The organism is Anoxybacillus pushchinoensis, assembly GCF_900111795.1.
Taxonomy (GTDB): Bacteria; Bacillota; Bacilli; order Bacillales; family Anoxybacillaceae; genus Anoxybacillus; species Anoxybacillus pushchinoensis.
This window is the reverse complement of record NZ_FOJQ01000023.1, coordinates 1-23,205: the sequence shown is the minus strand read 5'-3', so window position 1 is coordinate 23,205 and position 23,205 is coordinate 1. Positions and strand designations below refer to the sequence as shown.

The window sequence follows — 23,205 nt, the reverse complement described above, 5'->3', positions numbered from 1 at the left end:
AAGAGTGCAGTTTCACGATGTTATTTTGCTTCGTCGCAAGGAATTATTGCATCGTGAAGCGCAACGTTTACTTGATGCTCATATTCGTTTCGCTGTTCGTCTGTCCAGTTGAAATAAGATTGCATAAGCTGAGTGACTGCCCCTTTCCATTGCCGAACGGCATGAATATCGAAAAAGAGCGCCCCTGTGCGACGAATAAAAAAGTCAAGCGGGGTGACTGCCATTTCATATTCCAGGGCGTACATACACATCACGTACCAGTCGATTGGAAGAGACGCACTATTTCGATCATATGTGCGGGCAAACGCAAACAAACGATCGACATTCGTCCCATATCGTTGAACGAGCTGTTTCGCTTGCTGTTCGGTAAAGCCGAGATTCATTCCTTCTTTCACTTTTTTACATATAAATGTATGCCATTCGTTTGCGCCACCTATATCTCCGCCAGAAATAGGCAAATGTTTTGTTTGACAAGAAAGGTACGTCTTTTCTAGCTGTTTCGCGATAAGATCGACGACCGTTTCGGCCATTTTTCGATAACCTGTCAACTTCCCCCCGGCAATCGTAATTAGACCAGATGGGGATTGCCAAATTTCATCTTTACGAGAAATTTCTGATGGATCTTTTCCTTCTTCGTAAATTAAAGGACGTAAACCGGCCCAGCTCGATTCAATATGTTCCTCCGTAATATGAACTGAAGGAAACATGTAATGAATGGCACGCAGCAAATAATCGCGATCTTCCCACGTCATTTTTGGATGGATGCGATCTCCATCATAAAACGTATCTGTCGTGCCAACGTACGTTTTTCCATCGCGCGGAATCGCAAATACCATACGGCCGTCAGGTGTATCAAAATATACCGCTTGCTTGAGCGGAAAATGTGCTTGATCAATGACAATGTGCACTCCTTTTGTCAACCGTAACTTCTTCCCGACATTTGAGCCGTCTTTTTCACGCAATGTGTCGACCCACGGACCTGCGGCATTGACGATTTTTTTAGCATAAATCGCAAATGATTCGTTCGTCATTTGCTCGCGACATATGACACCGATGACGCGACCTTGTTCATCATATAAAAACGATTCAGCTTTCACATAGTTTACAGCGTGTGCACCGCACTCAACCGCTTTTTTGATCACTTCGATTGTCAATCGTGCATCATCTGTCCGATACTCAACATAGTAACCGCCGCCAAGCAATCCATCTCGTCTAATTAACGGCACTTTTTGCAATGTTTCATGTGCGGATAACATCGTTCTCCGCTCTTCCTTTTTGACGCGAGCTAAATGGTCATACAGCCATAAGCCAATTGATGTACTCCATTTTCCAAACGTGCCTCCACGATGAATAGGAAGGAGCATCCACTCTGGCGTCGTCACATGCGGACCGTTCTCATACACAATCGCTCTCTCTTTCCCTACTTCAGCGACCATTTTCACTTCGAACTGCTTTAAATAGCGCAAACCACCGTGAACAAGTTTTGTTGAACGGCTTGACGTTCCTGCTGCAAAATCTTGCATCTCAATGAGCGCGGTTTTCATTCCGCGCGTCACAGCATCTAGCGCAATGCCACAACCGGTAATTCCCCCTCCAATGACGAGCACGTCATATGTTGTTTTGCTCATTTCATTCACGACTTCCATACGCTGTTTTGCAGAAAACATCGCAATCTCTCCCTTATTCAAAATAAAAAAAGACCGAAACAAGCATAATAAGCACTCGCTCACTATGCATGTACGGTCTCTCTACATCTCTTGACATATATGAACTTTACCTTTATTGTATCATACACGTGGAAAAAGGCAACTATTTTGCACAAAAAACCATTTCATCGCTGAACGTGGCTTGCATAAGCTAATATTCATTCCTTTTTCTTTATATTTGTTTACAATACTCCTCACATTAGGCCGCTCTTTCTTCTCCTCTTTTTTACGCACACGATCTCTTCCTTTCTCATCTCTTTCCCATAATATTTACGAATGCCGTCATAAAAAGTTTCGCGAACAATTTATTTTTTTCCTGCATATATTACGAACAAACGTATGTCGCAAGGAGTGAAAGTTGATGAAAAAAGATTTATCTCACATGCTTGACTCATTTTTTGATGATCGGTCATTAAAAAAACTGTTATACACGCTTGATGAATATGTGCATCGTACATTTTCACCGGTCTATATCCCGATCGATGTACGTGAAACAAAGGAAGAATACGTCATTATCGCCCATATTCCAAATGCGAAACGGGAAAATATTCATTTACAATTTGTCGATGATACTCGCCTTTTGTTGTCTGTCGTTTACGATGAGCAAATAGAAACGATCGATGATGAAAACAAATTCGTTCATCGCCAACGTACGTATGAGCGAGCAATGAAAAGCATTTTCCTCCCTTATCCTGTGTCACAAACAAATATTCAAGCATCGTTTCAAGATGGCAAACTCATTATTCGCCTCCCACAAAAGAAAACATTTATTCCAATTGAATAAGTAGACGAAAAAACGCAAACGTTACAATTTAAACGTTTGCGTTAATCCTTTTACAATACCAGTCATTTGATTCATAACTTGCACCGCTTGCCCCATTGTATTCATCATTTTTGTAATATCGTACGTCCCCTCTTTCGTTTTAAATTGCTCAAGCAAGCTTGGAGGCTTTGCAGAAGCGAATGGGGACATAGGGGGTACAAACGGAGATGCAGGTGGGGCGAACGTGGACATTGTCGGTGCAACAGGTGGAATGACTGGTGGAACAGGAAACGAAGTCGGTTGGGAATGATACGGATGATAATGAACAGGTACTACATGTGGCATGTGCATTGTAGACCATGGCTGATACATATTTTCTCTCCCCTTTCACTACATCGTATTCGTTTTTCGCAAAATGGTTCATGACTAACCGTGTCAATTGATGTCGGAATTCTCAATTTTTTGAATTTAACATGTCGTCTTTTTTTATGTTATGATAAGTGCAAAAGGGGGAGGACATAATTATGACGATTGTTGAATTAAAAAACAAATTTATCGCAATGAAACAATATGAACCGATCGATGCAAACGAGCTGCTTGACTTTGCGCGCCAACTTTATTTGCGCAACGAATTGCCGCTTGGCATGTATCGTCATCTTGTACGCGAATTAGAGGCGCTCGGGGCTTACAAACCTGATGATGAACGTGTAAAACAATATTCATCGCATGTTGAATGATTTGTCCCCTCTTGTGCCATGCTAAGTGAGACGGTAGCATGGAAAAGGAGGCCGTTAAATATGGATCGTGGTGTTCATTTTCACCATAAGAAAAAAGGACATGAAAGCGAGAAGCCAAAACATGGCCAACCAGCAACATCAAAACAGCGTGAAGTCGTCGACTATGCCATTGACACTGTAGGAAGCGAAACGCATCGCCCAGTGACAATTGAACGTGTGAAAGAATAAAAGGTGGCCAGCGCGCCACCTTTTATTATATCGCCTGAACGAACATATACGTTTCTTTTTTTTCAATTTGTTGTTCAATGTTGTCGAGTTGGCGTTCAATGTCTTGTAAACTATGTTGTTGCATATCATAATGAGTATTCATTTGCTCGGTCGTACGCTCTTTTAATTTGTTCTCTAATTGTTCGATTTCATCAAACAATTGTTGTAATTGCATTTGAATATGTTCCATCCTCCAACTCCCCTTTCGCCCTTTGCCATACACATTCGCCATCTGTGCTTTCCTCCCTTCTCGATTGACAAAACTAGAAGAAATTCTGCAAACAAAGTGGTATGCGTACAAAATTCGACAAATAGATGCGCATATTTTTTATACGTTCGCCCAAAATAAAAAAGCGAAAGGAGGCATTCCGATGGAAAAAAAAGAGCAAAAGAAAAAACAAAAGCCGAAACAAAAAGAAACAACAGGCTTTGGCGACAAAAAGCTAGAAGGTCCAGACCGCCCTTCTACATAAAGAAACAGGAGAGGTGTAACCTCTCCTGTTTCTTTCTCTTCATTCATTTTATCTAAAATGGAAATCGCATCAATTACATCTCTTTCTTATCTTCCTGTCAAAGCATCTTTCTTTTTCTAATTTTCGGGCAAATGACGAGCATAAAAACATATGGTATAATGATAAACATTCAAGGGGGGATGATATGTTTAAATATCCGAATGGGCGGACGTATGAAAAAAAAGAAGATGAAAAGACGTTGCGCGCTTGTACTCCTGATACGTACGGGAACCGCGGGATGACACTTGAGGCTGATTTAAATGAAACAAACACGTATTACTTAGCTCGAGGCATTGCTGTCATTCATAAAAAACCGACACCTGTGCAAATTGTGCGTGTCGATTATCCAAAACGAAGTGCTGCCGTCATTAAAGAGGCGTATTTTAAACAGCCGTCCACGACAGACTATAACGGCATATATCGTGGGAAATATATCGATTTTGAAGCGAAAGAAACACGGAATCGCGCATCATTTCCGCTTCAAAACTTTCACGAACACCAAATTGAACATATAAAACAAGTGTTAACGCACGGAGCCATTTGCTTCGTGATTTTGCGTTTTACGACGTTTGACGAAACATATTTATTGGACGCACATCACCTCCTTGAATATTGGGAGCGAAAGCAACAAGGTGGTCGTAAATCGATTACAAAAGCGGAAGTCGAACAGCGCGGCCATCTCATTCCGCTTGGCTATCACCCACGAATCGATTATATTCATATTGTGGACAAACTATATTTTTAGAATAGGAGGAACGATATGGCGAATTATCGTTCACGAACAGAACGAAAACAGGCAGAACAAAAAAAACAACGTCCGCGGAAACGGGGGCGATCGATTATGAAAAAAATTGTGCTTATCATGTTGCTTATTATGACGATCGGGATGTTCTCGGGCGTGGCGGCGTTTGCTTGGATGATTAAAGACGCTCCACCGCTCGATGAGACGTTGTTGCGCGATCCTTTAGCTTCGATCGTTTACGATGGAAACGCACAAAAAGTGGTAGAGCTAGGACAACAAAAACGAATTTACGTATCGTATAATGATATTCCAAAAGTGCTCGAACAAGCTGTACTCGCTACAGAAGATGCCCGCTTCTATAAGCATCACGGATTTGACATTGTGCGTTTTTTCGGAGCGGTACTAGCTAACGTCCGAGAAGGATTTGGTGCTGAAGGTGGAAGCACAATTACACAACAAGTCGTAAAACTTTCTTTTTTAACACCTGAAAAAACGATAAAACGAAAAGTACAAGAATTATGGCTTGCCATTCAATTAGAGAAAAAATACTCGAAGCAAGAAATTTTAGAAATGTATTTAAACAAAATTTATTACTCGAGCCGATCATACGGTGTTGCAAAGGCGGCAGAAACGTACTTTGGGAAAAGCGATTTATCGCAATTGACGCTATCAGAAGCGGCATTGCTCGCTGGCATTCCGCAAAGCCCGAACAATTATAACCCGTTTACGCATCCAGAAGCAGCAGAAAAACGTCGCAATACAGTGCTATCGCTAATGGTGAAACATGGGTTTATTTCGAAAGAAGAAGCAGAAGAAGCAAAAAAAGTGCCTGTACAATCGCTATTAACAGAAAATAAACAACAAAGCGATATTCCGTATGACTCTTTTATTGACCAAGTGATCGATGAAGTAACCGAAAAAACAGGGCTTGATGTGTTTACGGCTGGATTGCACATTTATACAACGTTAGATCCGAACGCCCAATCGTATGTTGAGGAGTTGCTCAATTCTGACGAAGTCATTCGCACAAACAAGGCCGAATTCCAAGCTGGCATTGCGGTTGTAGATACGAAAACAGGAGAAATTCGCGCGCTTGGCGGCGGTCGGAAAAAAGAAGAAGGTGTCACGTTCGGATTTAACTATGCAACGGATACACGAAAACAGCCTGGTTCGACAATTAAACCAATTGTTGACTATGGTCCTGCAATCGAATATTTAAAATGGTCGACGTATCATCAACTAAAAGATGAGCCATATCAATACTCTGATGGAACACCGATTAAAAACTGGGACGGCAAATACGAAGGTCAAATGTCGATGCGTACTGCCCTCGCTCGTTCACGTAACATCCCGGCATTAAAGGCGCTTCAAGAAGTTGGATTAGAGCGGGCAAAAGAATTTGCGAATAAACTCGGTATGGGCTTCAATGAAATACATGAGGCGTATGCCGTGGGTGGTGTCGGAAAAGGCGTCTCCCCTTTACAAATGGCAGGGGCATATAGCGCATTCGGAAACGGAGGTATTTATATTGAGCCGCATGCGGTAAAAAAAGTCGTATTTCCAGACGGAACAGAAATGGACCTTCGTCCGAAGCCAAAAGTAGCGATGAAAGACTATACTGCGTTTATGATTACTGACATGTTAAAAACGGTCGTGCAATCTGGAACAGGGACAGCAGCAAACGTACCAGGTCTTCATGTCGCTGGAAAAACAGGAACGACAAACTATGATGAAAAAGATCGTCGGAAATACGGGCTTGCGAGAGGTTCAGTTCCTGACAGCTGGTTTGTTGGCTATACGCCAAACTATACAGCAGCTATTTGGACGGGTTTCACCAAAAAAAGTAGCGAAGCATACTTGTCAAAAACTGAGCAACAGTATGCAAAACAACTGTTTAAACGCGTCATTTCCCACATTGATGACGGCAGCGGAGGCGATTTTAAACAGCCGAAAAGCGTTGTCAAGCTTCCTATAAAGAAAGGCTCAAATCCACCAAAGCTAGCTAGCGAACGTACGCCGAAAAACGAAATTACGTATGAATATTTCGTCCGCGGCCATGGAGAACCAACTGAAGTTGCCCAAGATGAGCCTGAAATTGTAGAACCAGTAAAAGACTTGCACGCGCAATACGATCCGGCGACAAAAACGATTTCGTTATCATGGTCGTATACAATCGATCCAGAAAAAGATACGTCGTTTGAAGTGCGGCAAACGATAGATGGGCGCACCCCAACCGTTATCGCGACGACAAAAGATTCACAGCTTATCGTTGAGGCAAAAGAAGGTTCGGTATACTTATTTGAAGTATACGTTGTAACAGCAGATGGAACGCGTAGCGCTCCCGCTACAGCGCTCGTTCAAATTCCGAAAGAAGAGCCTCAACAGCCAGAAGAAAATGGAGCGCCAGGACAGTCGGGAAACGAAGACACCTCGGAGACGCCAACAAATCCGACAAATCCGAACGGGTCGAACCAAGGCAATCCGGGGACGCCAACAAACCCAACGGACCCGAACGAGCCGAACCAAGGCGATCCGGGGACGCCGACAAATCCGACAAACCCAAACGATCCAACCGGGACGAATAACGAACAACGAAATGGAAATAATGACGGTGCAGCAAATCGGCAATAACAAAAAAGAGACTGGGTATTTTCTCAGTCTCTTTTTTGTTTCGCTAGTTGCTTGTAAAACAGTTTTGTTAATTCAATAAATAACTCATCCAATTGAACGAACGAATGATGGAGCGCAGGGCGCGCGAAAATAAACGCGAGACGATCAACGACATTGAGTGGCCGAAGCAATAACGATTCCACTTCCTTTTCCCAACCATTCACGTTGTTGACTGCTCGTCCATTAAGCCAACATAATGCACATAAAAAATAGCTTAATCCTCGAACCATCGCGTCTTTTGCTTGTCTCGGTTGCCGTGTCGCAAACAGCGGAATGAGCTCCTTTTTCTCTTCCTCCCACAAGCTGAATATAGCGGGAATAGCTTGCTCTTTTTGTTGCCACGGCTTTTCTTCTTGTGTCATATCATAATAAAACGGCACATGCTTCATCATAAGCGGAAACGGTTGAAGCGGAGGAACGGCCACAGAATTAGTCGTAAAAAAAAGCGGATGCTGGAACGTATGTGGAACGATCATTTACATCTTTCCTTTCATCCGTTTTTTTCCTTCCCGGCAAAGGTGAAGGAGCGGACAAATATGACATTTTGGCGATTGAGCTTTGCAATGATAGCGTCCAAAAAAAATAAGGCGATGATGGGTCACCGACCATTCTTCTTTCGGAATTTTACGCATTAACGTTTCTTCCACCTCTAACACTGAATCTTTCCAACGACAAATGCCAAGTCGTTTGCTGACACGTTCGACATGCGTATCAACAGCAATCGCGGGAACACCGAATGCAACCGATACGACGACGTTCGCTGTTTTCCGTCCGACGCCAGGAAGCTTCATTAATTCTTCACGATTTTTTGGCACTTCTCCGCTATATTGTTCAATTAATATACGACATAGTTGTTGAATATTTTTCGCTTTATTGCGATATAGTCCGATCGAACGTATATCTTGTTGAAGCTCTTCTAGCGGAACAGAGACGTAATCTTCTGGTGTTTTATATTTTTCAAATAGTTGCTTCGTCACTTTATTGACGAGCGCATCTGTGCATTGCGCCGATAAAACGACCGCGATTAATAGCTCGAACGGATTGCGATGGACAAGCTCACAATGCGCGTTTGGAAACATGTTTGCTATTTCATTTAAACAGAAACGAATTTGCTGCTTCGTCAACATATAACCATCCTTTCTACGACTGTTCAAGCCAATTATAAATAGGAACGGTTGGTTTATACGGTTCGTCTTGCTTACCCTGGTTTTTGCGGAACTTTTTCGCATGTTGCTGCGCTTGTTCAATCGTTTTAATACCGTTCTTTTTCCATTCAAATAAAATACGATCAATGTAACGAAAATTTAATTTTCCTGATAGCACAGCTTCACGCAATGCAGCTTTAATGATCGTAGGGTCATGCTCGTCTTGATCCATCCACATCGCCAACGTTTCACATTCCATCGGTGAAAGCGGACGGCCAAACTCATGCTCGAAAACGGTATATAACTGTTCCTCGTGCTGCTCGTCTTGCTTTTGTCCTTGGAAAACGGTACGAATTAGTTTTTCCCAGAGCGGATCAAGCGAATAACGCTCGCTGCGAATATGATTCTCTATGCGCTCTTCAATCGTTATAAATCCTTTTTGCACGAGCTTGCGCAATTGTTGCATGCACACTTCGGGAGAAATGGTCATGCGTGCCGCAATTTCATCTGGCGTTGGGAATGAAATGCCTTGCTCGACGAACGAATGGATGTGCAACAACAGCATAAACTCCGTTTCATTTAACCCAAGCGTTTTATAGTTCGTTAATAACAGTCGTGGAATCGCGACACTTCCTTCACGAAAAAAACGAATCATTTCATTGTTCATGTTAAACACCTCACGCCCTATTATACCATAAAACAAATCCCCCATGTCGGCACGGGGGATTTTGTTGTTTATGGATATAAACGATTTAATAAACGTGGGAAAGGAATCGTTTCCCGAACATGTTCAACGCCACAAATCCAAGCAATGGTCCGCTCAAGTCCTAGTCCGAATCCAGAATGTGGCACAGAGCCATATTGACGAAGCTCTAAATACCATTTGTATGCATCAAGCGAAAGTTGATGCTCTTCTAAACGTTGTTTCAACAAATCGTAATCATGAATACGTTCCGAACCGCCAATAATTTCACCATATCCTTCTGGAGCGATTAAATCCGCACAAAGAACAACTTCTGGGCGATTTGGATCTGGCTGCATATAAAACGGCTTTAACGTCGTTGGATAATGCGTAATAAATACTGGTTTATCAAAACTTTCTGCAATGGCTGTTTCATGCGGTGCACCAAAGTCATCGCCCCATTGAATATCATTAAACCCTTTTTCATGAAGAAGTTGAATCGCTTCATCGTACGTAATGCGCGCAAACGGCGGTTTTACATTTTCTAGTTTAGATGTATCGCGTCCGAGCGTTTTCAACTCCAGTTGGCAACGTTTTAACACGGACTGCACAATATGAGAGACGTATTGTTCTTGCACTTGCAAATTATCTTCAAATTGATAAAACGCCATCTCCGGCTCAATCATCCAAAACTCAATTAAATGACGGCGCGTTTTTGATTTTTCTGCGCGAAACGTCGGACCGAATGAAAATACTTTGCCGAGCGCCATCGCTGCTGCTTCCATATATAGCTGTCCGCTTTGAGAAAGGTATGCATCTTCATCAAAATATTTCGTATGGAACAATTCCGTCGTTCCTTCCGGTGCACTTCCCGTTAAAATCGGCGGATCAACTTTCACGAAGCCGTTTTCATTAAAAAATTCATACGTCGCACGAATGACTTCGTTACGAATTTTCATAATGGCATGTTGACGTTTCGAGCGAAGCCATAAGTGGCGATGATCCATTAAAAACTCAATGCCATGCTCTTTTGGTGTAATTGGGTAATCAACAGCCATGTGAATGAGTTCAATGTTTGTGACGGAAAGCTCGTATCCAAATGGAGAACGTGCATCTTCACGCACTACACCTGTGACATAGAGCGAACTTTCTTGCGTGATGCTTTTTGCCGCCTGAAATACATCTTCGTTCACTTGCGATTTTTCCACAACTCCTTGAATAAAGCCTGTGCCATCACGCAATTGTAAAAAAGCGATTTTTCCGCTCGACCGTTTGTTAGCAAGCCAAGCACCAATCGTTACTTCTTGTCCTACATATTTATGTACTTCTGCAATTGTCGTTTTCACAAAAAGTCCCTCCAAAGACGTTCGACTATTATGTACATCATCAATATTAATACATTTCGACAAAAAAACGCAAGATGATCCTTTTTGTTATCCAAACGTACATATTTGAAAGAAAGGGCTAGTCGATGTGACTAGCCGCGCATGTTTTCCTTCATAAACGTGTCGATACGATCAAGCGCCTCATGAAGTAAATCAAGTGATGTCGCATACGACAAACGCACGTTATTCGGTGCACCAAAACCTGAACCTGGAACGAGCGCTACTTTCGCCTCTTCAAGCAGCGCTTCGACAAACGCATCGACACTTTCGTATCCGATCATCGTTGCTGCTTCTTTTGCATTCGGGAACAAATAAAATGCACCTTGTGGCTTCACGCATGAGAATCCAGGAATTTGGATTAGACGATGATAAATGATATTTAAACGTTCTTCAAACGCTTGACGCATTTGCTCGACTGGCTCTTGCGGCCCGCTATATGCTGCAATTGCTGCATATTGAGCGATAGATGTTGGATTCGATGTACTATGGCTGGCGAGATCCGTCATCGCACGAATCACATCAGCGTCCCCTGCCGCATAGCCGATTCGCCACCCTGTCATCGAATGCGATTTAGATACCCCGTTAATAATGATCGTTTGTTTTTTTAGCTCAGGTGAAAGCTGGGCAATCGAAATGTGTTCATGTCCACCGTATATTAATTTTTCATAAATTTCATCCGACACAATAAGCACATCGTGAGCTAAGCATACTTCACCGAGCGCTTGTAGCTCTTCTTTCGTATAAATGACTCCTGTTGGGTTGCTTGGCGAGTTAATAATGACCGCTTTTGTGCGATCTGTCATCGCCTGTTCTAATTGTTGCGGTGTAATTTTAAACTCGTTTTCTTCAAGTCCTTCTACATAAACAGGTACCCCGCCAGCTAGCTTCACTTGTTCTGGATAGCTCACCCAATACGGCGTTGGAATAATGACTTCATCGCCTTCATCTAAAATCACTTGAAATAGTGTGTAAAGCGCGTGTTTTGCCCCGACGCACACAATGATTTCAGATGGTTTATAATCCAATTGTTGATCTCGTTGAAATTTCTTTATAATTTCTTGTTTCAACGTCGCTAGCCCACCAGATGGCGTATATTTTGTATGTCCGTCGTGCATCGCCTTTACAGCTGCTTCCATAATATGTTCCGGTGTATTGAAATCTGGCTCTCCGGCACCGAGTCCAATGACATCGTGTCCTGCTTCTTTTAATTCTTTCGCTTTCGCCGTAATGGCTAGCGTTGATGATGGCGTCAACGCTGCAACACGCTTCGCTAATTTCATACATCCTTCCCCCTCGCAAAATGATATCTTTTTAAAAATGCCCCGTCTTCAAAACGAACGTAATAAAACGAATAACGATCTCGCTCGTCAACATATGTAATTTCCCAAAGCGGGACACCTTTTTCCATGCCTAATTTCACCGAAACTACCGTTTTTGGACGGTACGGCTGTACGAAAGATAACGCTTGCTGTTTCGTTATTCCTTCCGAGACACGTCGTGTCGCAACGACTTTCCCTTTTTCCGTCACCCATGCGATCCGTTGCTCGCCTTCTTCGCTTTTACCGACGACGATCACATACACATCGCTTCCTCGATACGTATATACGTCATCTACTTGAACAATCCCTTCTTTCTCTGCTTGTTGTACGGCGCGTTGTTCGCTCGCTCGTTGCGACGACATCGCATCGCTATAGGCGTTCGCATATAACAACAGCGCGACAAACAACATGCACGCAAAAGCAATGATTCCTTTTTTCACCCTCATCCCTTCTTACGTTCGATAAATCGTAAACACAGCCTTCTCTTTGTTTTCTTCATCAAGCGCCAATCCGAACATTAAGTCCTTCTCTTTTAACGTTCGATTTAAGCAATCGACAATTTTGTATAAGTCTGATGAGTATTGAACTTTGACAGTTGCTAATACTTCAATTTTACTTTCCACGACCCGATCCTCCATGTGCACAAATTTTGTTACTTATATCGTCTCTTCTCAACGGAAACAATACAATTACACACCTTCCGAGGTGTATAAACATCTTCATTGTAGCAATGGTTTCCTACATTGGTCAATTTGAATTAAAAAAATTCCTATCGTACACACCACGGGCCGAACGTTGGCCCCTTTTTTAAAACGTCATCACATCGTATTCCTTTAAGTTACATTTGACAACGATGACACCAAAGCGACTTGTTTCATAACAATCAATCCAAGCCGCGTACAGCCGTTCAAGCAATCGCTCATTCGGCCAACTCCCATGCTTTTTAAAAATGATTGCCACTTGCGGATCAATATGTTTTAAAAAAGACGTACGTGGATAGTCAACTAAACCGAAATGGGCAATTTTTAATATGTTTACGTCACTCAGCGGCAATTTCATAAGCTTTTGCTCCACATCGTCATCAGCATGCGCCATATATAAGAGGCGAAGTCGCCCATACTGTAGCGACATTGTTACATCTCCATGTGCAACATAAAGCGGGCTTATTTTAAAATTCGGAAAAGGATCATACTTTTTACTCTCTTTCCATTCTTTAATTACCATTGGTTCGTATGTTTTCATGACCCAGTCTACATTTCCAGTATATTCTCGATCATCACTCGTTAAAATGAGTTCATCAATTTCTGTCACATGAAACTGTTCAAACCACCTTTTTAATTCGCGTTCCGTATGTGGCGCACCTGTATTTAGCAACACGGTCTTTCCGCTTGCATGTTTAAACAACGTCGCTTCCCCATCACTCAATGGCAAAAAAATGATCGCCATTTCTTCCTCTTCAAGCATCATATTAATTTTTTGAATGTGCTCTTCAGGTGAGGGATGCATTAAACTATTGACGAGCATAAAAAATAACACCCATTGCAAGCCGTCCACTCCCTTCATCTACATTTCTTATCTTTTACTGATGAAGGGAAAATTATAGCCACTCATCGACATGTTGTAAAAGTTCCGCAAGTGGAGCATGATATACACGAATGGGCGGCAACGATTGTAAAAAGTATTTGCTGTATGATGCAGTGAATAAACGTTGATCTAAAACGAAAACGATCCCCCGATCTTCTTTTGTGCGAATGAGTCGTCCGAATCCTTGTTTAAAACGTAAAATAGCTTGCGGCAACGATAAGTCGTAAAATGGGTTGCCTCCTTTTGCGCGAATGTAATCACTTTTTGCAGCTACCACCGGATCGTCCGGTGGGGCGAATGGCAGTCGAACGATGACAACGCACGTCACTTCATCCCCTGGAAAGTCCACTCCCTCCCAAAAGCTGCTCGTACCGAATAGTACAGCTTGCTCAAACTGTTGAAAATGTCGCGTCAACTTCGCCGCATTGCTTCCGCTTACCCCTTGGGCAAGTAATACAAATGATTGCTCATCATTTTGCTTGGCGAACGCATACGTTTGTTTCAATAGCTCATACGACGTAAATAGCACGAGCATGCGCCCTTTTATACGTTCAGCGATGCAAATAATTTGTTGAGCTGCTTGCTCAGCGTACTGTTCAACCGTCGCAGTCGGAAACATCGGCAAGTCGTTTGGTACCATAAGCATAGCTTGCTTTTCATAAGAAAATGGTGACGGGATGATACGTGTAAACGGATAAAAATCGTGAAGACCGAGACGCTCAATGATAAACGAGAAACAATTGTTCGTCGTTAACGTAGCAGAAGTTAAAACAACACTTCTTTTACGCGCAAATAATTGATCAGCAAAAAAATGAGCTAAATCGATCGGTTGTGAAATGACTGTAACAGCATTGATGGCAGCCTTTGTATCCATTTCTAACCAACGAACAATATGATCGTCATCGCTCGTTAATAAATGTTGTAGCGTCGATAACACATCTATAAACGTCGTAAAAGGTTTCATATCTTCCCGCGGTACATCTTCTTTCATCTGTGCCAATTGCCGTACATCATTCATGATGCGCATAAGCAATTCGATTATCGCGCTCCATTCTCTTCCATATTCTTTCCAAGGAATGAAACGATAGCGAATGCGTCCATCCCCTTTTTGTCGACGCAACACATAATGGCGAAGAGACTGAAACAGTTGATTCAGTTCATACTCCATATCCGCCAAAAGCGAGCGGAGTGCACCCATTTGATGCATGATAGCCGTGTCGTTCATCCGCGTCCACAATAAACGAACATACTCATATGAAACGTGTCTGCCAAAAAAATGGGCCGCGACATCTTCTAAATGATGAGCCTCATCAATAATAAGCTGTTCATACGGGGGGAGAAATGTGTCGTCCGCTGTTAAATCATGCATAACGAATGAATGATTTGTAATGATCAGATGAGCGTGTTTCGCCCTTTCTTTCGCACGGATAAAAAAATTGTGCTCCTCGTTTGTTTCATCGCTATGCACATCTTCCCAAAATAGCGCGCCTCCCGCCGTCAAGTTCAGTTCGTCTACATCTCCTGTTTCTGTTTCTGTCAACCAAACGAGCAGCTGACATTTTGTTAGGGCGATATCATAGTTTGTGTCTACGTGTTTTAACGTACGGGCAAATTTCCGTACGCTAATATAGTTTCGTTTCCCTTTCAAAACAGCAGTTGTGAATGAAAAAGGTACGAGCCGTGCCATGCGCGGCAATTCCTTTTCTATCATTTGCTTTTGCAACTGCAACGTATGCGTGCTGACAACAATCGGTTTCTCATGTTGCACAGCATAAAACGCAGCAGGGAGTAAATACGCCATCGTTTTTCCAATACCTGTTCCCGCTTCAATTAACGCATGTTGACACGTTTGGAACGCATCGTTGATATCGCTCATCATTTGTTGTTGCCCTTGGCGATATTCAAACGGCGAAACAAATGGACGGGAAGCAAGCCATTGTGAAAAAGACGGAACATGTTCAGGGCGATCGTCTCGTTTCGGTGAAAACCACCTTTTTATAGCAATTCCTTCATATTCAACAACGGATTCGTCCGTTTGAAACGACCGTTCTTTTTTTGCAATGACTCGATCAAAAAGAGCGGTCAACTCACTTTTTAACGGTCGACTATGTCGCCGCAGTTGTTTTAACGTGACGAGCGGTAAATGAGATAACTTGCGCAGCAAAAATAAAAAAAGTTGAGCGGTCGCTTCAGCATCGTAATCTGCTTGATGCGGGCGATCATGCGTTAGCGACAACGCTTCAGCCAAATGACCGAGCTTATAGCTCGGTTGGGTTGGCATAAGAAAGCGAGCTAGTTCAACCGTATCTAAAAGACGACACGTCGGTGGCTGTATTCCGCTACGAATAAATTCCTCCTGTAAAAAAGCCCAGTCAAAATGAACGTTATGTGCAACAAAATAGGCCCCTTCCCATTTGTTCACAAGCATTGGCGCGATATGATGAAATGGGGGAGCATCATGCATCATCGTATGATCAATACCCGTTAACTGTTGAATGAACGGCGGGATATCTCGCTCTGGCTGAACGAATGTTGAAAAGCGTTCGCAAACTTTGTCGTCTTCGATGACGACAAAACCGATTTGAATGATGCGATCTTCTTTTTTCGGTGCGTTTCCTGTCGTTTCAATATCGACGACGACAAAGCGATCGTTCATCTTTTTCCACCTCACATCTGTACAACACGTTGAATGACAAACAAAAAGAGGCGGCATGGCTCCCGTTATAAAACGGTCGCCGCCGGCTCTTGCACGATCAATTCTTTAATCTGATTATGCTCGTCCATAATTGCAATTTTTGGACGGTGCGAAGCTAATTTTTCTTCTGGCACGAGCACGTACGAAATAACGATAATAATATCGTCTTTTTGAACGAGACGAGCGGCTGCCCCGTTCAAACAAAATACGCCGCTTCCTCTTTCACCTGGAATAATATATGTTTCAAATCGAGCCCCATTGTTATTGTTTACAATTTGTACTTTTTCATTTGGCACCATGCCGACCGCATCTAAAATATCTTCATCGATCGTAATGCTGCCGACATAGTTTAAATTCGCTTCCGTCACGCGAGCACGATGAATTTTAGCGTTCATTAATGTGCGAAACATCATGTTTCCTCCTTATTGTACGTTCATAACGATATTATCAATCAAACGAGCGTTTGTAAACCTCACAGCGAGCGCAAGGATGATCTTTCCTTGTAACGTCTCGAGTGGCTTTAACTCTGGATACGAATAAATTTCAACGTAATCAACGACACCGCTCGTATGTTGCTCAATATAGTCGATTATCGCTTTTCGTACCGTCCCTACATCGCGTTCCCCTGCCTCAATGGTCGCTTTCCCTTTTTGTAAAGCAGCATATAACGCAGAGGCTTCTTGTCGCTCACGGTCACTTAAATACACGTTGCGCGAACTTTTCGCAAGTCCATCTTCCTCACGCACTGTCGGAACAGCAATAAGTTCAATCGGAAAATGAAAATCGCGAATGAGTCCATCTATGACCGCCACTTGTTGAGCATCTTTCATTCCAAAATACGCGCGATGCGGCATGACAATATGAAATAGTTTCGTCACAACGGTTGCCACCCCATCAAAATGACCCGGACGGGATTTTCCGCAAAGCACGTCGATGCGCTTATGAACACGAACCGTGACGGACGGCTCATGCGGGTACATTTCATGAACCGATGGATAAAAGATGATATCAACACCTGCTTGTTTAGCGATCGTATAATCGCGCTCAAAATCGCGCGGATAACGGTCGAAATCTTCATTCGGTCCAAATTGAAGCGGATTGACAAAAATGCTTAAAACAACGATATCGTTTTCTTGACGCGCTCGCTTTAATAACGCAACGTGACCTTCGTGCAAATATCCCATCGTCGGCACGAAGCCGACTGTTTTTCCTTTTTGCCGTTCAGCCATTATGTGCGCTTGCATTTGTTCAATTTTTTCGATTGTAATCACGCCTATTTCCCTCCATATAGCGCAAGCCATTGTTGCTCATTCATTGTAAACGATTGTTCATCGCTCGGAAACTGACGCATCTTGACGTCGGTAACGTATTCGGCTAACGCCTGTTGTATCGTTTGCTGAACGTTTGCATATTGTTTAACAAACTTCGGCACACGGTCAATGCCATATCCGAGCACATCATGATAAACAAGCACTTGTCCGTCCGTGCCAATTCCTGCTCCGATGCCGATCGTTGGAATCGTCAACTGCTTCGTAATCGCTTCCCCGAGCTGCTTCGGCACACATTCTAAAACGAGCGCGATTGCCCCTGCTTGTTCACACGCTTTCGCTTCTTCTAAAAGGCGCTTCGCACTTTCGGCATCTTTCCCCTGCACTTTATATCCTCCTAATACGCCGACCGATTGTGGCGTCAAGCCAAGATGTGCAACAACGGGAACTCCCATTTCTGTTAAAACAGAAATAATTTGCAATACCGAGCCCGCTCCTTCCACTTTCACCGCATTGGCTCCCGATTGTTGCATGATCGCCTTCGCATGCGTGAGCGCATCATTGAGCGTACTGTACGACATAAATGGCATATCGGTGACGATAAACGTATTCGGTGCACCACGTCGAACAGCTTTCGTATGATGAATCATGTCTTCAACTGTTACAGGGATCGTTGAGTCGTATCCTAATACGACCATGCCGAGCGAGTCGCCGACTAAAATCATATCGACGCCTGCTGCTTCAGCAAGCTTTGCTGACGGATAGTCGTAAGCAGTCAGCATCACGATCGGTTCATGATTTTTTTTCATGTTTAAAAAATCAAGTTTTGTTTTCATATACATCCTCCTCCCATATGCAGAGGAAATGGATAAAAAAAGCCTTCTTTCTGCCAAAGAGAGAAAGAAGGACTTTTTGTTTCACTCCATCCCTCTGTCCCCGTCCGTTCAATCGGATCAAGGCAGAAACAACGATAAATTGTGTGAATATACATGGTGCAGTTCTTACAAAGATACTGCCCAATTTCAATCGCTTTCATTTTAACAAATATTTCGGAATTTTCCTACTGTTTTTTTATTTCAATGTCTGCTGAATAAATATAATGGATCGCTCCATCTTCTGTTTGTAATTTCAATGTCCCTGAATCTGTAATTCCAAGGGCGGTGCCACGAACAGCACCGTTTAACGTGCGCGCTACAATTTGTTGACCAATCGTTATGGCATAGGCTTCCCATAATAGTTTAATCGGTAAAAATCCGTGCTGTAAATATTGCTCATATAACTGTTCTAACTTTTGCAACAATGTTTGAACGATCTTCGGACGATGAAACGTTCGTCCTGTTTCGATCGCCAGCGATGTGGCAAGCGAAGCGATATCATTTGGAAATTGTTTTTGATTCACGTTTATACCAATCCCGACGATGACTGCTTGCACTTGATCAGGATCAGCTTGCAACTCCGTTAAAATACCGACGACTTTTTTCCCATTCAGTAATATATCGTTCGGCCATTTAATATCCGGAACGATATTCGTCACTTCTTGAATAGTTTGAGCAACCGCAACAGCAACTAAAAGCGTCAACTGTGGGGCTTGTTGCGGCGGAATGGATGGACGTAAAATGACGCTCATCCAAATGCCTGTCCCTTTCGGTGAATGCCATATTCGGTTTAAACGTCCTCTCCCTGCCGTTTGCTCCTCTGCGATGACAATCGTTCCTTCTTCCGCTCCCTCATGAGCAAGTTGATGCGCAAGTTGCTGCGTGGACGGAACGCTTTCTTGATCGTACACGTTCCAACCGAATCGCTTCGTCTTCAAGCCTAGTTGCAATTCATTTGCATTGAGCTTGTCGGGCATTTGTTTCAGACGGTAACCGAGCCGACGAACAGCTTCCACTTCAAATCCTTCTCTTCTTAAGTCTTCGATATGTTTCCAAACCGCTGTTCGAGAACAACCGAGTTGCTCGCTAATTTTTTGTCCAGACAAAAACGTATCGCCTGCTTCTGTAAATAATTTCAATAATTGTTTTCTCGTTTCTGATTGCACACCGCCCACTCCTTCAGCTTCTCTTTCTCGTTTTCCACTTCGCCACGAAGCACGGCACGCTCTATTTTCCCGATCATTTCTGCTAACCATGGACCTGCTTTCCGCTCAAATAAAGCAAGCAAATCGTGACCATTAATTGCTAATTGTTTTCGCTCGCGAATCGGCAATGCTTCCCATCGTTTCAACAAATGCTGCACGTACGGTTCATCGCCGTGGAGCACCGCGCGTAGACGCTCGATATGTGGAATGTATCGCCCGTACTCATACAAAGCATCCGTTGTCCAGTCATGAAGCGAATGAATACGTTCAAGCGCTTCTAAACAAATCGAAACATCACGAATCAAGTGGTTCGATAATTTCCATTGTTTCAGCCCTTGGCTATCGAGACGAGCGACGTATGCAAATCGAGCCCACGCCTCGATACGATGGACGGGAACGAGCGAATATGCGGCTAGTTGAGCAAGCTCCTTCTTTTTTGTCGCAAGCTCTGGCAAGTAAGAAAACAAATTCGTTTCGATTAAAAGCTCTATCGCCTTTGACATAAATGAACCGAGCAACAGTTTTTCAAACTCAACTGCGATGCGTTCAACAGCGATATGTTGCAATAAATGGCCGTACTGCACAATCGCCTGTTTTGTTTCAGCGGATAAAGAAAATCCAAGTTGGCTAACGAATCGGAGCGCCCGCATCATTCGTAAAGCATCTTCGCTAAATCGTTCGCGAGCATCGCCAACCGTTTCAATAATACGATCGTTTAACGCCTCCATTCCACCGAACGGATCGATCATGTCACCATGTTCATTCATGGCGATAGCATTGATTGTAAAATCACGCCGCTGTAAGTCTTCATAAAGAGAACGGACAAATGTGACGTCTTTCGGCCTTCGATAGTCTTCATACCGCCCTTCTTTTCGAAAAGTCGTCACTTCATACGACACACCGCGTTCAATGACCATGACCGTTCCGTGCGCAATGCCGACAGGAACTGTTTTTGGAAAGATGGACATAACTTCATACGGATGAGCTGACGTGGCAATATCAATATCTCCGATCGGCCGCTTTAATAAATAGTCACGTACCGCCCCACCAACAAAATACGCTTCATGTCCATGACGTTTTAATGTTTCGATAACGGGGAGCGCCTGGCGAAATTGTTCGTTCATCATTCATCCCCTTTAAGTTGAAAATAAATTTGTTCATATTGTGCCACAATTCGCTCAGAATAAAATTTTTCATATACCGTCTCATACGCCTTTTGTCCCATCGCTTCATGAACACTTTCATCCGTCAGTAAACGAACGACTTGATGCGCCGCACCGTCTATATCACCTAGTTCGCATAAAAAGCCGTTTTTTCCATCTTCAATAACTTCAGGAATGCCGCCGATTGCCGTTCCTACACAAGGCACGCCACAAGCCATCGCTTCAAGTAAGACGAGTCCGAAACTTTCTTTTTCTGATAGCAACAATTTTACATCGCTAATCGAATATAAGTCCGCTAAGTTTTCTTGCTTGCCTAAAAAGCGCACATGATCGCATAAATTGAGTTGTTTCACTAGACGACAGACGACCGTCATTTCTGGTCCATCGCCGACGAGAAGCAATTTTGCCCGCACTTGTTTGACAACGAGAGCAAACGCGCGAACGACATCGCATACCCGCTTCACTTTACGAAAATTCGATACGTGAATAACTACTTTTTCATGCGGAGCGATGCCGTATTGGCGACGAAGCTCATCGTTTCGTCGTTTGCTGTATACACGTTCATCAACAAAGTTATACACCGTCTGAATGGGCTTTTGCACGTCTAACAGCTCATATGTCTGGGACGCTAATGCGTTTGACACGGCTGTGACGACATCTGACTGTTCAATGCCAAATTTAATTAAGTCGCTTAACGACGGATCGTATCCAAGAATGGTAATGTCTGTACCATGTAATGTCGTCACAATTTTCAAATGATCACCGACCATTTGCTTTGCTAAAAAAGCGCAAAGGGCATGCGGAACAGCGTAATGTGCATGAATGATGTCGAGATGTTCACGCTTAGCGACTTCCGCGATTTTACTAGCTAATGCCAAATCATACGGCGGGTATTGAAATACCGAATATGGGTTCACCGTTACTTCATGATAATAAATGTTTGGATACACCTTGTTCAATCGAAACGGAATGCTCGATGAAATAAAGTGTATATCATGACCACGCTCAGCAAGCATTTTTCCTAATTCCGTCGCAACGACTCCTGAGCCGCCGACCGACGGATAACAAACAATCCCTATTTTCAGCTTCATCGTTCTTCCCCTAACAAATCGTGTGCAAGTATAAGTGGTTTTTTCGAAATAAATCCTTCCGCAAACGAAACTCCGACTTCTTTTCCGAGCAATCGTTCACGGCTTTCAACGGTTTCAATATAGCCGTTCGTCAATGGTGTGTCAACCGAATCGCTCGTTCGTTGAAACTGGCTTTCGTATGCCCGCAAGCTCGCTAGTTTCTGATCGATCGTATCGCTAATATCTACGACAAAGTGTGGGCGATGAAATCCGTTAATCATATAAAAATAAACAGCATGCACGCGGTGCGGAGGTAGCTTTTGGCCATCTTCGTATCGGCGGATAGCGGCAGAAAACAACGCTTCTTCCACTAACCTCGCGCATTGTCCGTGATCTGGATGACGATCTTCCCAATATGGGGCAAACACAATTTTCGGACGGTACGTACGAATAACTGTTACAATTGGATCGATATGCCCCTTGTGAATTACTAATCCGCGATCAGGAAGGTTTAGCTGGATGCGCGTGCGAACGCCAAGAATATTCGCTGCTCGCTTCGCTTCTTGTTGACGAGTATGTATCGTTCCATTCGACGATAATTCTGCAAGCGTCAAATCGCATATCCCGATGTCATATCCTTGTTGAGTGTATTTCGCAATCGTTCCACCCATTCCGATTTCCACATCATCAGGATGGGCGCCAAACGCTAACATATGCATTATGCATGTCCTCGCTTCACAATATTTCGCCATGCAAAATCACCGCGCTCCAAACCGTGTATAAGTACCTCAGCTGTTCCCATATTTGTCGCTAATGGAATAGCGTAAACATCACAAAGACGAATGAGAGCGCTGACATCCGGTTCATGCGGTTGCGCTGTAAGTGGATCGCGGAAAAAAATAACCATGTCCATGTCGTTATTCGCAATCATCGCACCTATTTGCTGGTCACCACCGAGTGGACCAGACTGAAAACGGTGAACTGAAAGCCCTGTTGCTTCTTGAATGCGCAATCCTGTCGTGCCAGTCGCATATAACTCGTGCTCAGCCAGAACGTGTTGATAGGCAGTTACAAACTGGATCATCTCTTCTTTTTTCTTGTCGTGCGCAATTAATGCGATTTTCATCATCTTTGGCGAGGAGACCCCGACTTCTAAGCGAGAGCGAAAGTCGGGGAGGAATCGCCCTTCCTTCTTTCTTTTGTATATGATAGAATAGGAATGTGGAGAAAACCGTTGAATTAAGGCACTCCAATTCCCGTTACTCGATGTAGGGAGTTGGTTGCAGGAAACGTTGCAACCGTAAAACATCGAGCGTACATCCGTCTGTTGTGCGTGGAAGTCAAGTACTGCCTACAGACATGCCGAGCCACTCGGTAGCGATATAGGCATGACCTATGTCGTTGGGTAGTCGTCAAC

25 protein-coding genes are annotated in these 23,205 nt (G+C 43.4%); 5 read left to right on the top strand and 20 right to left on the bottom strand.

Features of this window, described 5'->3' with window-relative positions; all coding sequences use genetic code 11:
- Positions 1-20: 20 nt before the first annotated feature.
- The gene (locus tag BM213_RS08030) at positions 21-1,667 is read right to left on the bottom strand and encodes a glycerol-3-phosphate dehydrogenase/oxidase (RefSeq protein WP_091702795.1); all 1,647 of its coding nucleotides are present in this window, start codon (positions 1,665-1,667) and stop codon (positions 21-23) included.
- A 400-nt stretch (positions 1,668-2,067) separates the two neighbouring features.
- Here BM213_RS08030 and BM213_RS08025 point away from each other — a divergent pair, with 400 nt between their 5' ends.
- On the top strand, positions 2,068-2,490 hold the full coding sequence (locus tag BM213_RS08025) for an Hsp20/alpha crystallin family protein (protein ID WP_091702792.1): 423 nt from the start codon (positions 2,068-2,070) through the stop codon (positions 2,488-2,490).
- A gap of 21 nt (positions 2,491-2,511) precedes the next feature.
- On the opposite strand, the gene BM213_RS08020 is transcribed toward BM213_RS08025, so the two are convergent.
- On the bottom strand, positions 2,512-2,841 hold the full coding sequence (locus tag BM213_RS08020) for a YppG family protein (RefSeq protein ID WP_091702789.1): 330 nt from the start codon (positions 2,839-2,841) through the stop codon (positions 2,512-2,514).
- Between the two features lie 152 nt (positions 2,842-2,993).
- Here BM213_RS08020 and BM213_RS08015 point away from each other — a divergent pair, with 152 nt between their 5' ends.
- Together BM213_RS08015 and BM213_RS14670 are read left to right on the top strand one after the other, a co-directional pair.
- On the top strand, positions 2,994-3,206 hold the full coding sequence (locus BM213_RS08015; RefSeq protein WP_091702787.1) for a YppF family protein: 213 nt from the start codon (positions 2,994-2,996) through the stop codon (positions 3,204-3,206).
- 60 nt (positions 3,207-3,266) lie between these two features.
- Entirely contained in the window at positions 3,267-3,434 is a 168-nt protein-coding gene (locus BM213_RS14670; protein WP_167357388.1) for a hypothetical protein, read from the top strand.
- Between the two features lie 25 nt (positions 3,435-3,459).
- Here the strand turns inward: BM213_RS14670 and BM213_RS08010 are convergent, their stop codons facing one another.
- The gene (locus tag BM213_RS08010) at positions 3,460-3,663 is read right to left on the bottom strand and encodes a hypothetical protein (protein ID WP_091702784.1); all 204 of its coding nucleotides are present in this window, start codon (positions 3,661-3,663) and stop codon (positions 3,460-3,462) included.
- A 467-nt stretch (positions 3,664-4,130) separates the two neighbouring features.
- Between BM213_RS08010 and recU the strand changes: the two genes are divergently transcribed.
- Both recU and BM213_RS08000 read left to right on the top strand, forming a co-directional pair.
- A complete protein-coding gene (gene recU / locus BM213_RS08005) occupies positions 4,131-4,730 on the top strand; it encodes a Holliday junction resolvase RecU (RefSeq protein WP_091702781.1) in 600 nt (199 codons plus the stop codon).
- 15 nt (positions 4,731-4,745) lie between these two features.
- Positions 4,746-7,358: a transglycosylase domain-containing protein gene (locus tag BM213_RS08000; RefSeq protein ID WP_091702777.1), complete on the top strand. Its 2,613-nt coding sequence runs from the start codon at positions 4,746-4,748 to the stop codon at positions 7,356-7,358.
- 23 nt (positions 7,359-7,381) lie between these two features.
- Here the strand turns inward: BM213_RS08000 and BM213_RS07995 are convergent, their stop codons facing one another.
- From BM213_RS07995 to mgsA, 17 genes are all read right to left on the bottom strand, one after another.
- Complete coding sequence (locus BM213_RS07995) at positions 7,382-7,873, bottom strand: YpoC family protein (protein ID WP_091702774.1); 492 nt, start codon at positions 7,871-7,873, stop codon at positions 7,382-7,384.
- Positions 7,874-8,524 carry an endonuclease III gene (nth, locus tag BM213_RS07990; RefSeq protein ID WP_091702772.1) on the bottom strand — a complete coding sequence of 217 codons (651 nt, stop codon included), beginning with the start codon at positions 8,522-8,524 and terminating at the stop codon, positions 7,874-7,876.
- 13 nt (positions 8,525-8,537) lie between these two features.
- The gene (locus BM213_RS07985; protein WP_091702769.1) at positions 8,538-9,209 is read right to left on the bottom strand and encodes a DnaD domain-containing protein; all 672 of its coding nucleotides are present in this window, start codon (positions 9,207-9,209) and stop codon (positions 8,538-8,540) included.
- Positions 9,210-9,277: 68 nt separating this feature from the next.
- A complete protein-coding gene (asnS, locus tag BM213_RS07980; protein WP_091702766.1) occupies positions 9,278-10,570 on the bottom strand; it encodes an asparagine--tRNA ligase in 1,293 nt (430 codons plus the stop codon).
- Between the two features lie 131 nt (positions 10,571-10,701).
- The gene (locus BM213_RS07975; RefSeq protein ID WP_091702763.1) at positions 10,702-11,889 is read right to left on the bottom strand and encodes a pyridoxal phosphate-dependent aminotransferase; all 1,188 of its coding nucleotides are present in this window, start codon (positions 11,887-11,889) and stop codon (positions 10,702-10,704) included.
- Positions 11,886-12,374, bottom strand: coding sequence for a cell wall elongation regulator TseB-like domain-containing protein (locus BM213_RS07970; protein ID WP_091702760.1), 489 nt, complete (start codon positions 12,372-12,374; stop codon positions 11,886-11,888). Before BM213_RS07970 ends, BM213_RS07975 begins: the two co-directional genes overlap by 4 nt.
- 6 nt (positions 12,375-12,380) lie before the next feature.
- Positions 12,381-12,551, bottom strand: a complete 171-nt coding sequence (locus BM213_RS07965) for a YpmA family protein (RefSeq protein ID WP_003394607.1) — start codon at positions 12,549-12,551, stop codon at positions 12,381-12,383.
- Positions 12,552-12,735: 184 nt separating this feature from the next.
- A complete protein-coding gene (locus BM213_RS07960; RefSeq protein WP_244149216.1) occupies positions 12,736-13,464 on the bottom strand; it encodes a ComEC/Rec2 family competence protein in 729 nt (242 codons plus the stop codon).
- Between the two features lie 61 nt (positions 13,465-13,525).
- Entirely contained in the window at positions 13,526-16,168 is a 2,643-nt protein-coding gene (dinG, locus tag BM213_RS07955; RefSeq protein WP_091702754.1) for an ATP-dependent DNA helicase DinG, read from the bottom strand.
- A gap of 65 nt (positions 16,169-16,233) precedes the next feature.
- Complete coding sequence (gene panD, locus BM213_RS07950; protein WP_091702751.1) at positions 16,234-16,617, bottom strand: aspartate 1-decarboxylase; 384 nt, start codon at positions 16,615-16,617, stop codon at positions 16,234-16,236.
- 12 nt (positions 16,618-16,629) lie between these two features.
- Entirely contained in the window at positions 16,630-17,478 is an 849-nt protein-coding gene (gene panC / locus BM213_RS07945; RefSeq protein ID WP_091702748.1) for a pantoate--beta-alanine ligase, read from the bottom strand.
- 2 nt (positions 17,479-17,480) lie between these two features.
- Positions 17,481-18,311: a 3-methyl-2-oxobutanoate hydroxymethyltransferase gene (panB, locus tag BM213_RS07940; protein WP_091702745.1), complete on the bottom strand. Its 831-nt coding sequence runs from the start codon at positions 18,309-18,311 to the stop codon at positions 17,481-17,483.
- Positions 18,312-18,535: 224 nt separating this feature from the next.
- The gene (locus BM213_RS07935; protein ID WP_143091183.1) at positions 18,536-19,516 is read right to left on the bottom strand and encodes a biotin--[acetyl-CoA-carboxylase] ligase; all 981 of its coding nucleotides are present in this window, start codon (positions 19,514-19,516) and stop codon (positions 18,536-18,538) included.
- Positions 19,486-20,679 carry a CCA tRNA nucleotidyltransferase gene (locus BM213_RS07930; RefSeq protein ID WP_091702739.1) on the bottom strand — a complete coding sequence of 398 codons (1,194 nt, stop codon included), beginning with the start codon at positions 20,677-20,679 and terminating at the stop codon, positions 19,486-19,488. Before BM213_RS07930 ends, BM213_RS07935 begins: the two co-directional genes overlap by 31 nt.
- On the bottom strand, positions 20,679-21,809 hold the full coding sequence (gene bshA / locus BM213_RS07925) for an N-acetyl-alpha-D-glucosaminyl L-malate synthase BshA (protein WP_091702736.1): 1,131 nt from the start codon (positions 21,807-21,809) through the stop codon (positions 20,679-20,681). Before bshA ends, BM213_RS07930 begins: the two co-directional genes overlap by 1 nt.
- Positions 21,806-22,507, bottom strand: coding sequence for a bacillithiol biosynthesis deacetylase BshB1 (gene bshB1 / locus BM213_RS07920; RefSeq protein ID WP_091702733.1), 702 nt, complete (start codon positions 22,505-22,507; stop codon positions 21,806-21,808). Before bshB1 ends, bshA begins: the two co-directional genes overlap by 4 nt.
- Entirely contained in the window at positions 22,507-22,914 is a 408-nt protein-coding gene (gene mgsA / locus BM213_RS07915; RefSeq protein ID WP_003394592.1) for a methylglyoxal synthase, read from the bottom strand. The genes bshB1 and mgsA overlap by 1 nt, the downstream gene beginning before the upstream one ends.
- Positions 22,915-23,205 lie beyond the last annotated feature (291 nt).

Bases quoted from the DNA above. Each gene is read 5' to 3' on its own strand.
- BM213_RS08030 (WP_091702795.1), bottom strand. From the start codon at position 1,667: ATGTTTTCTGCAAAACAGCGTATGGAAGTCGTGAATGAAATGAGCAAA.
- BM213_RS08025 (WP_091702792.1), top strand. From the start codon at position 2,068: ATGAAAAAAGATTTATCTCACATGCTTGACTCATTTTTTGATGATCGG.
- BM213_RS08020 (WP_091702789.1), bottom strand. From the start codon at position 2,841: ATGTATCAGCCATGGTCTACAATGCACATGCCACATGTAGTACCTGTT.
- BM213_RS08015 (WP_091702787.1), top strand. From the start codon at position 2,994: ATGACGATTGTTGAATTAAAAAACAAATTTATCGCAATGAAACAATAT.
- BM213_RS14670 (WP_167357388.1), top strand. From the start codon at position 3,267: ATGGATCGTGGTGTTCATTTTCACCATAAGAAAAAAGGACATGAAAGC.
- BM213_RS08010 (WP_091702784.1), bottom strand. From the start codon at position 3,663: ATGGAACATATTCAAATGCAATTACAACAATTGTTTGATGAAATCGAA.
- recU (WP_091702781.1), top strand. From the start codon at position 4,131: ATGTTTAAATATCCGAATGGGCGGACGTATGAAAAAAAAGAAGATGAA.
- BM213_RS08000 (WP_091702777.1), top strand. From the start codon at position 4,746: ATGGCGAATTATCGTTCACGAACAGAACGAAAACAGGCAGAACAAAAA.
- BM213_RS07995 (WP_091702774.1), bottom strand. From the start codon at position 7,873: ATGATCGTTCCACATACGTTCCAGCATCCGCTTTTTTTTACGACTAAT.
- nth (WP_091702772.1), bottom strand. From the start codon at position 8,524: ATGTTGACGAAGCAGCAAATTCGTTTCTGTTTAAATGAAATAGCAAAC.
- BM213_RS07985 (WP_091702769.1), bottom strand. From the start codon at position 9,209: ATGAACAATGAAATGATTCGTTTTTTTCGTGAAGGAAGTGTCGCGATT.
- BM213_RS07975 (WP_091702763.1), bottom strand. From the start codon at position 11,889: ATGAAATTAGCGAAGCGTGTTGCAGCGTTGACGCCATCATCAACGCTA.
- BM213_RS07970 (WP_091702760.1), bottom strand. From the start codon at position 12,374: ATGAGGGTGAAAAAAGGAATCATTGCTTTTGCGTGCATGTTGTTTGTC.
- dinG (WP_091702754.1), bottom strand. From the start codon at position 16,168: ATGAACGATCGCTTTGTCGTCGTCGATATTGAAACGACAGGAAACGCA.
- panD (WP_091702751.1), bottom strand. From the start codon at position 16,617: ATGTTTCGCACATTAATGAACGCTAAAATTCATCGTGCTCGCGTGACG.
- panB (WP_091702745.1), bottom strand. From the start codon at position 18,311: ATGAAAACAAAACTTGATTTTTTAAACATGAAAAAAAATCATGAACCG.
- BM213_RS07930 (WP_091702739.1), bottom strand. From the start codon at position 20,679: ATGAACGAACAATTTCGCCAGGCGCTCCCCGTTATCGAAACATTAAAA.
- bshA (WP_091702736.1), bottom strand. From the start codon at position 21,809: ATGAAGCTGAAAATAGGGATTGTTTGTTATCCGTCGGTCGGCGGCTCA.
- bshB1 (WP_091702733.1), bottom strand. From the start codon at position 22,507: ATGCATATGTTAGCGTTTGGCGCCCATCCTGATGATGTGGAAATCGGA.
- mgsA (WP_003394592.1), bottom strand. From the start codon at position 22,914: ATGAAAATCGCATTAATTGCGCACGACAAGAAAAAAGAAGAGATGATC.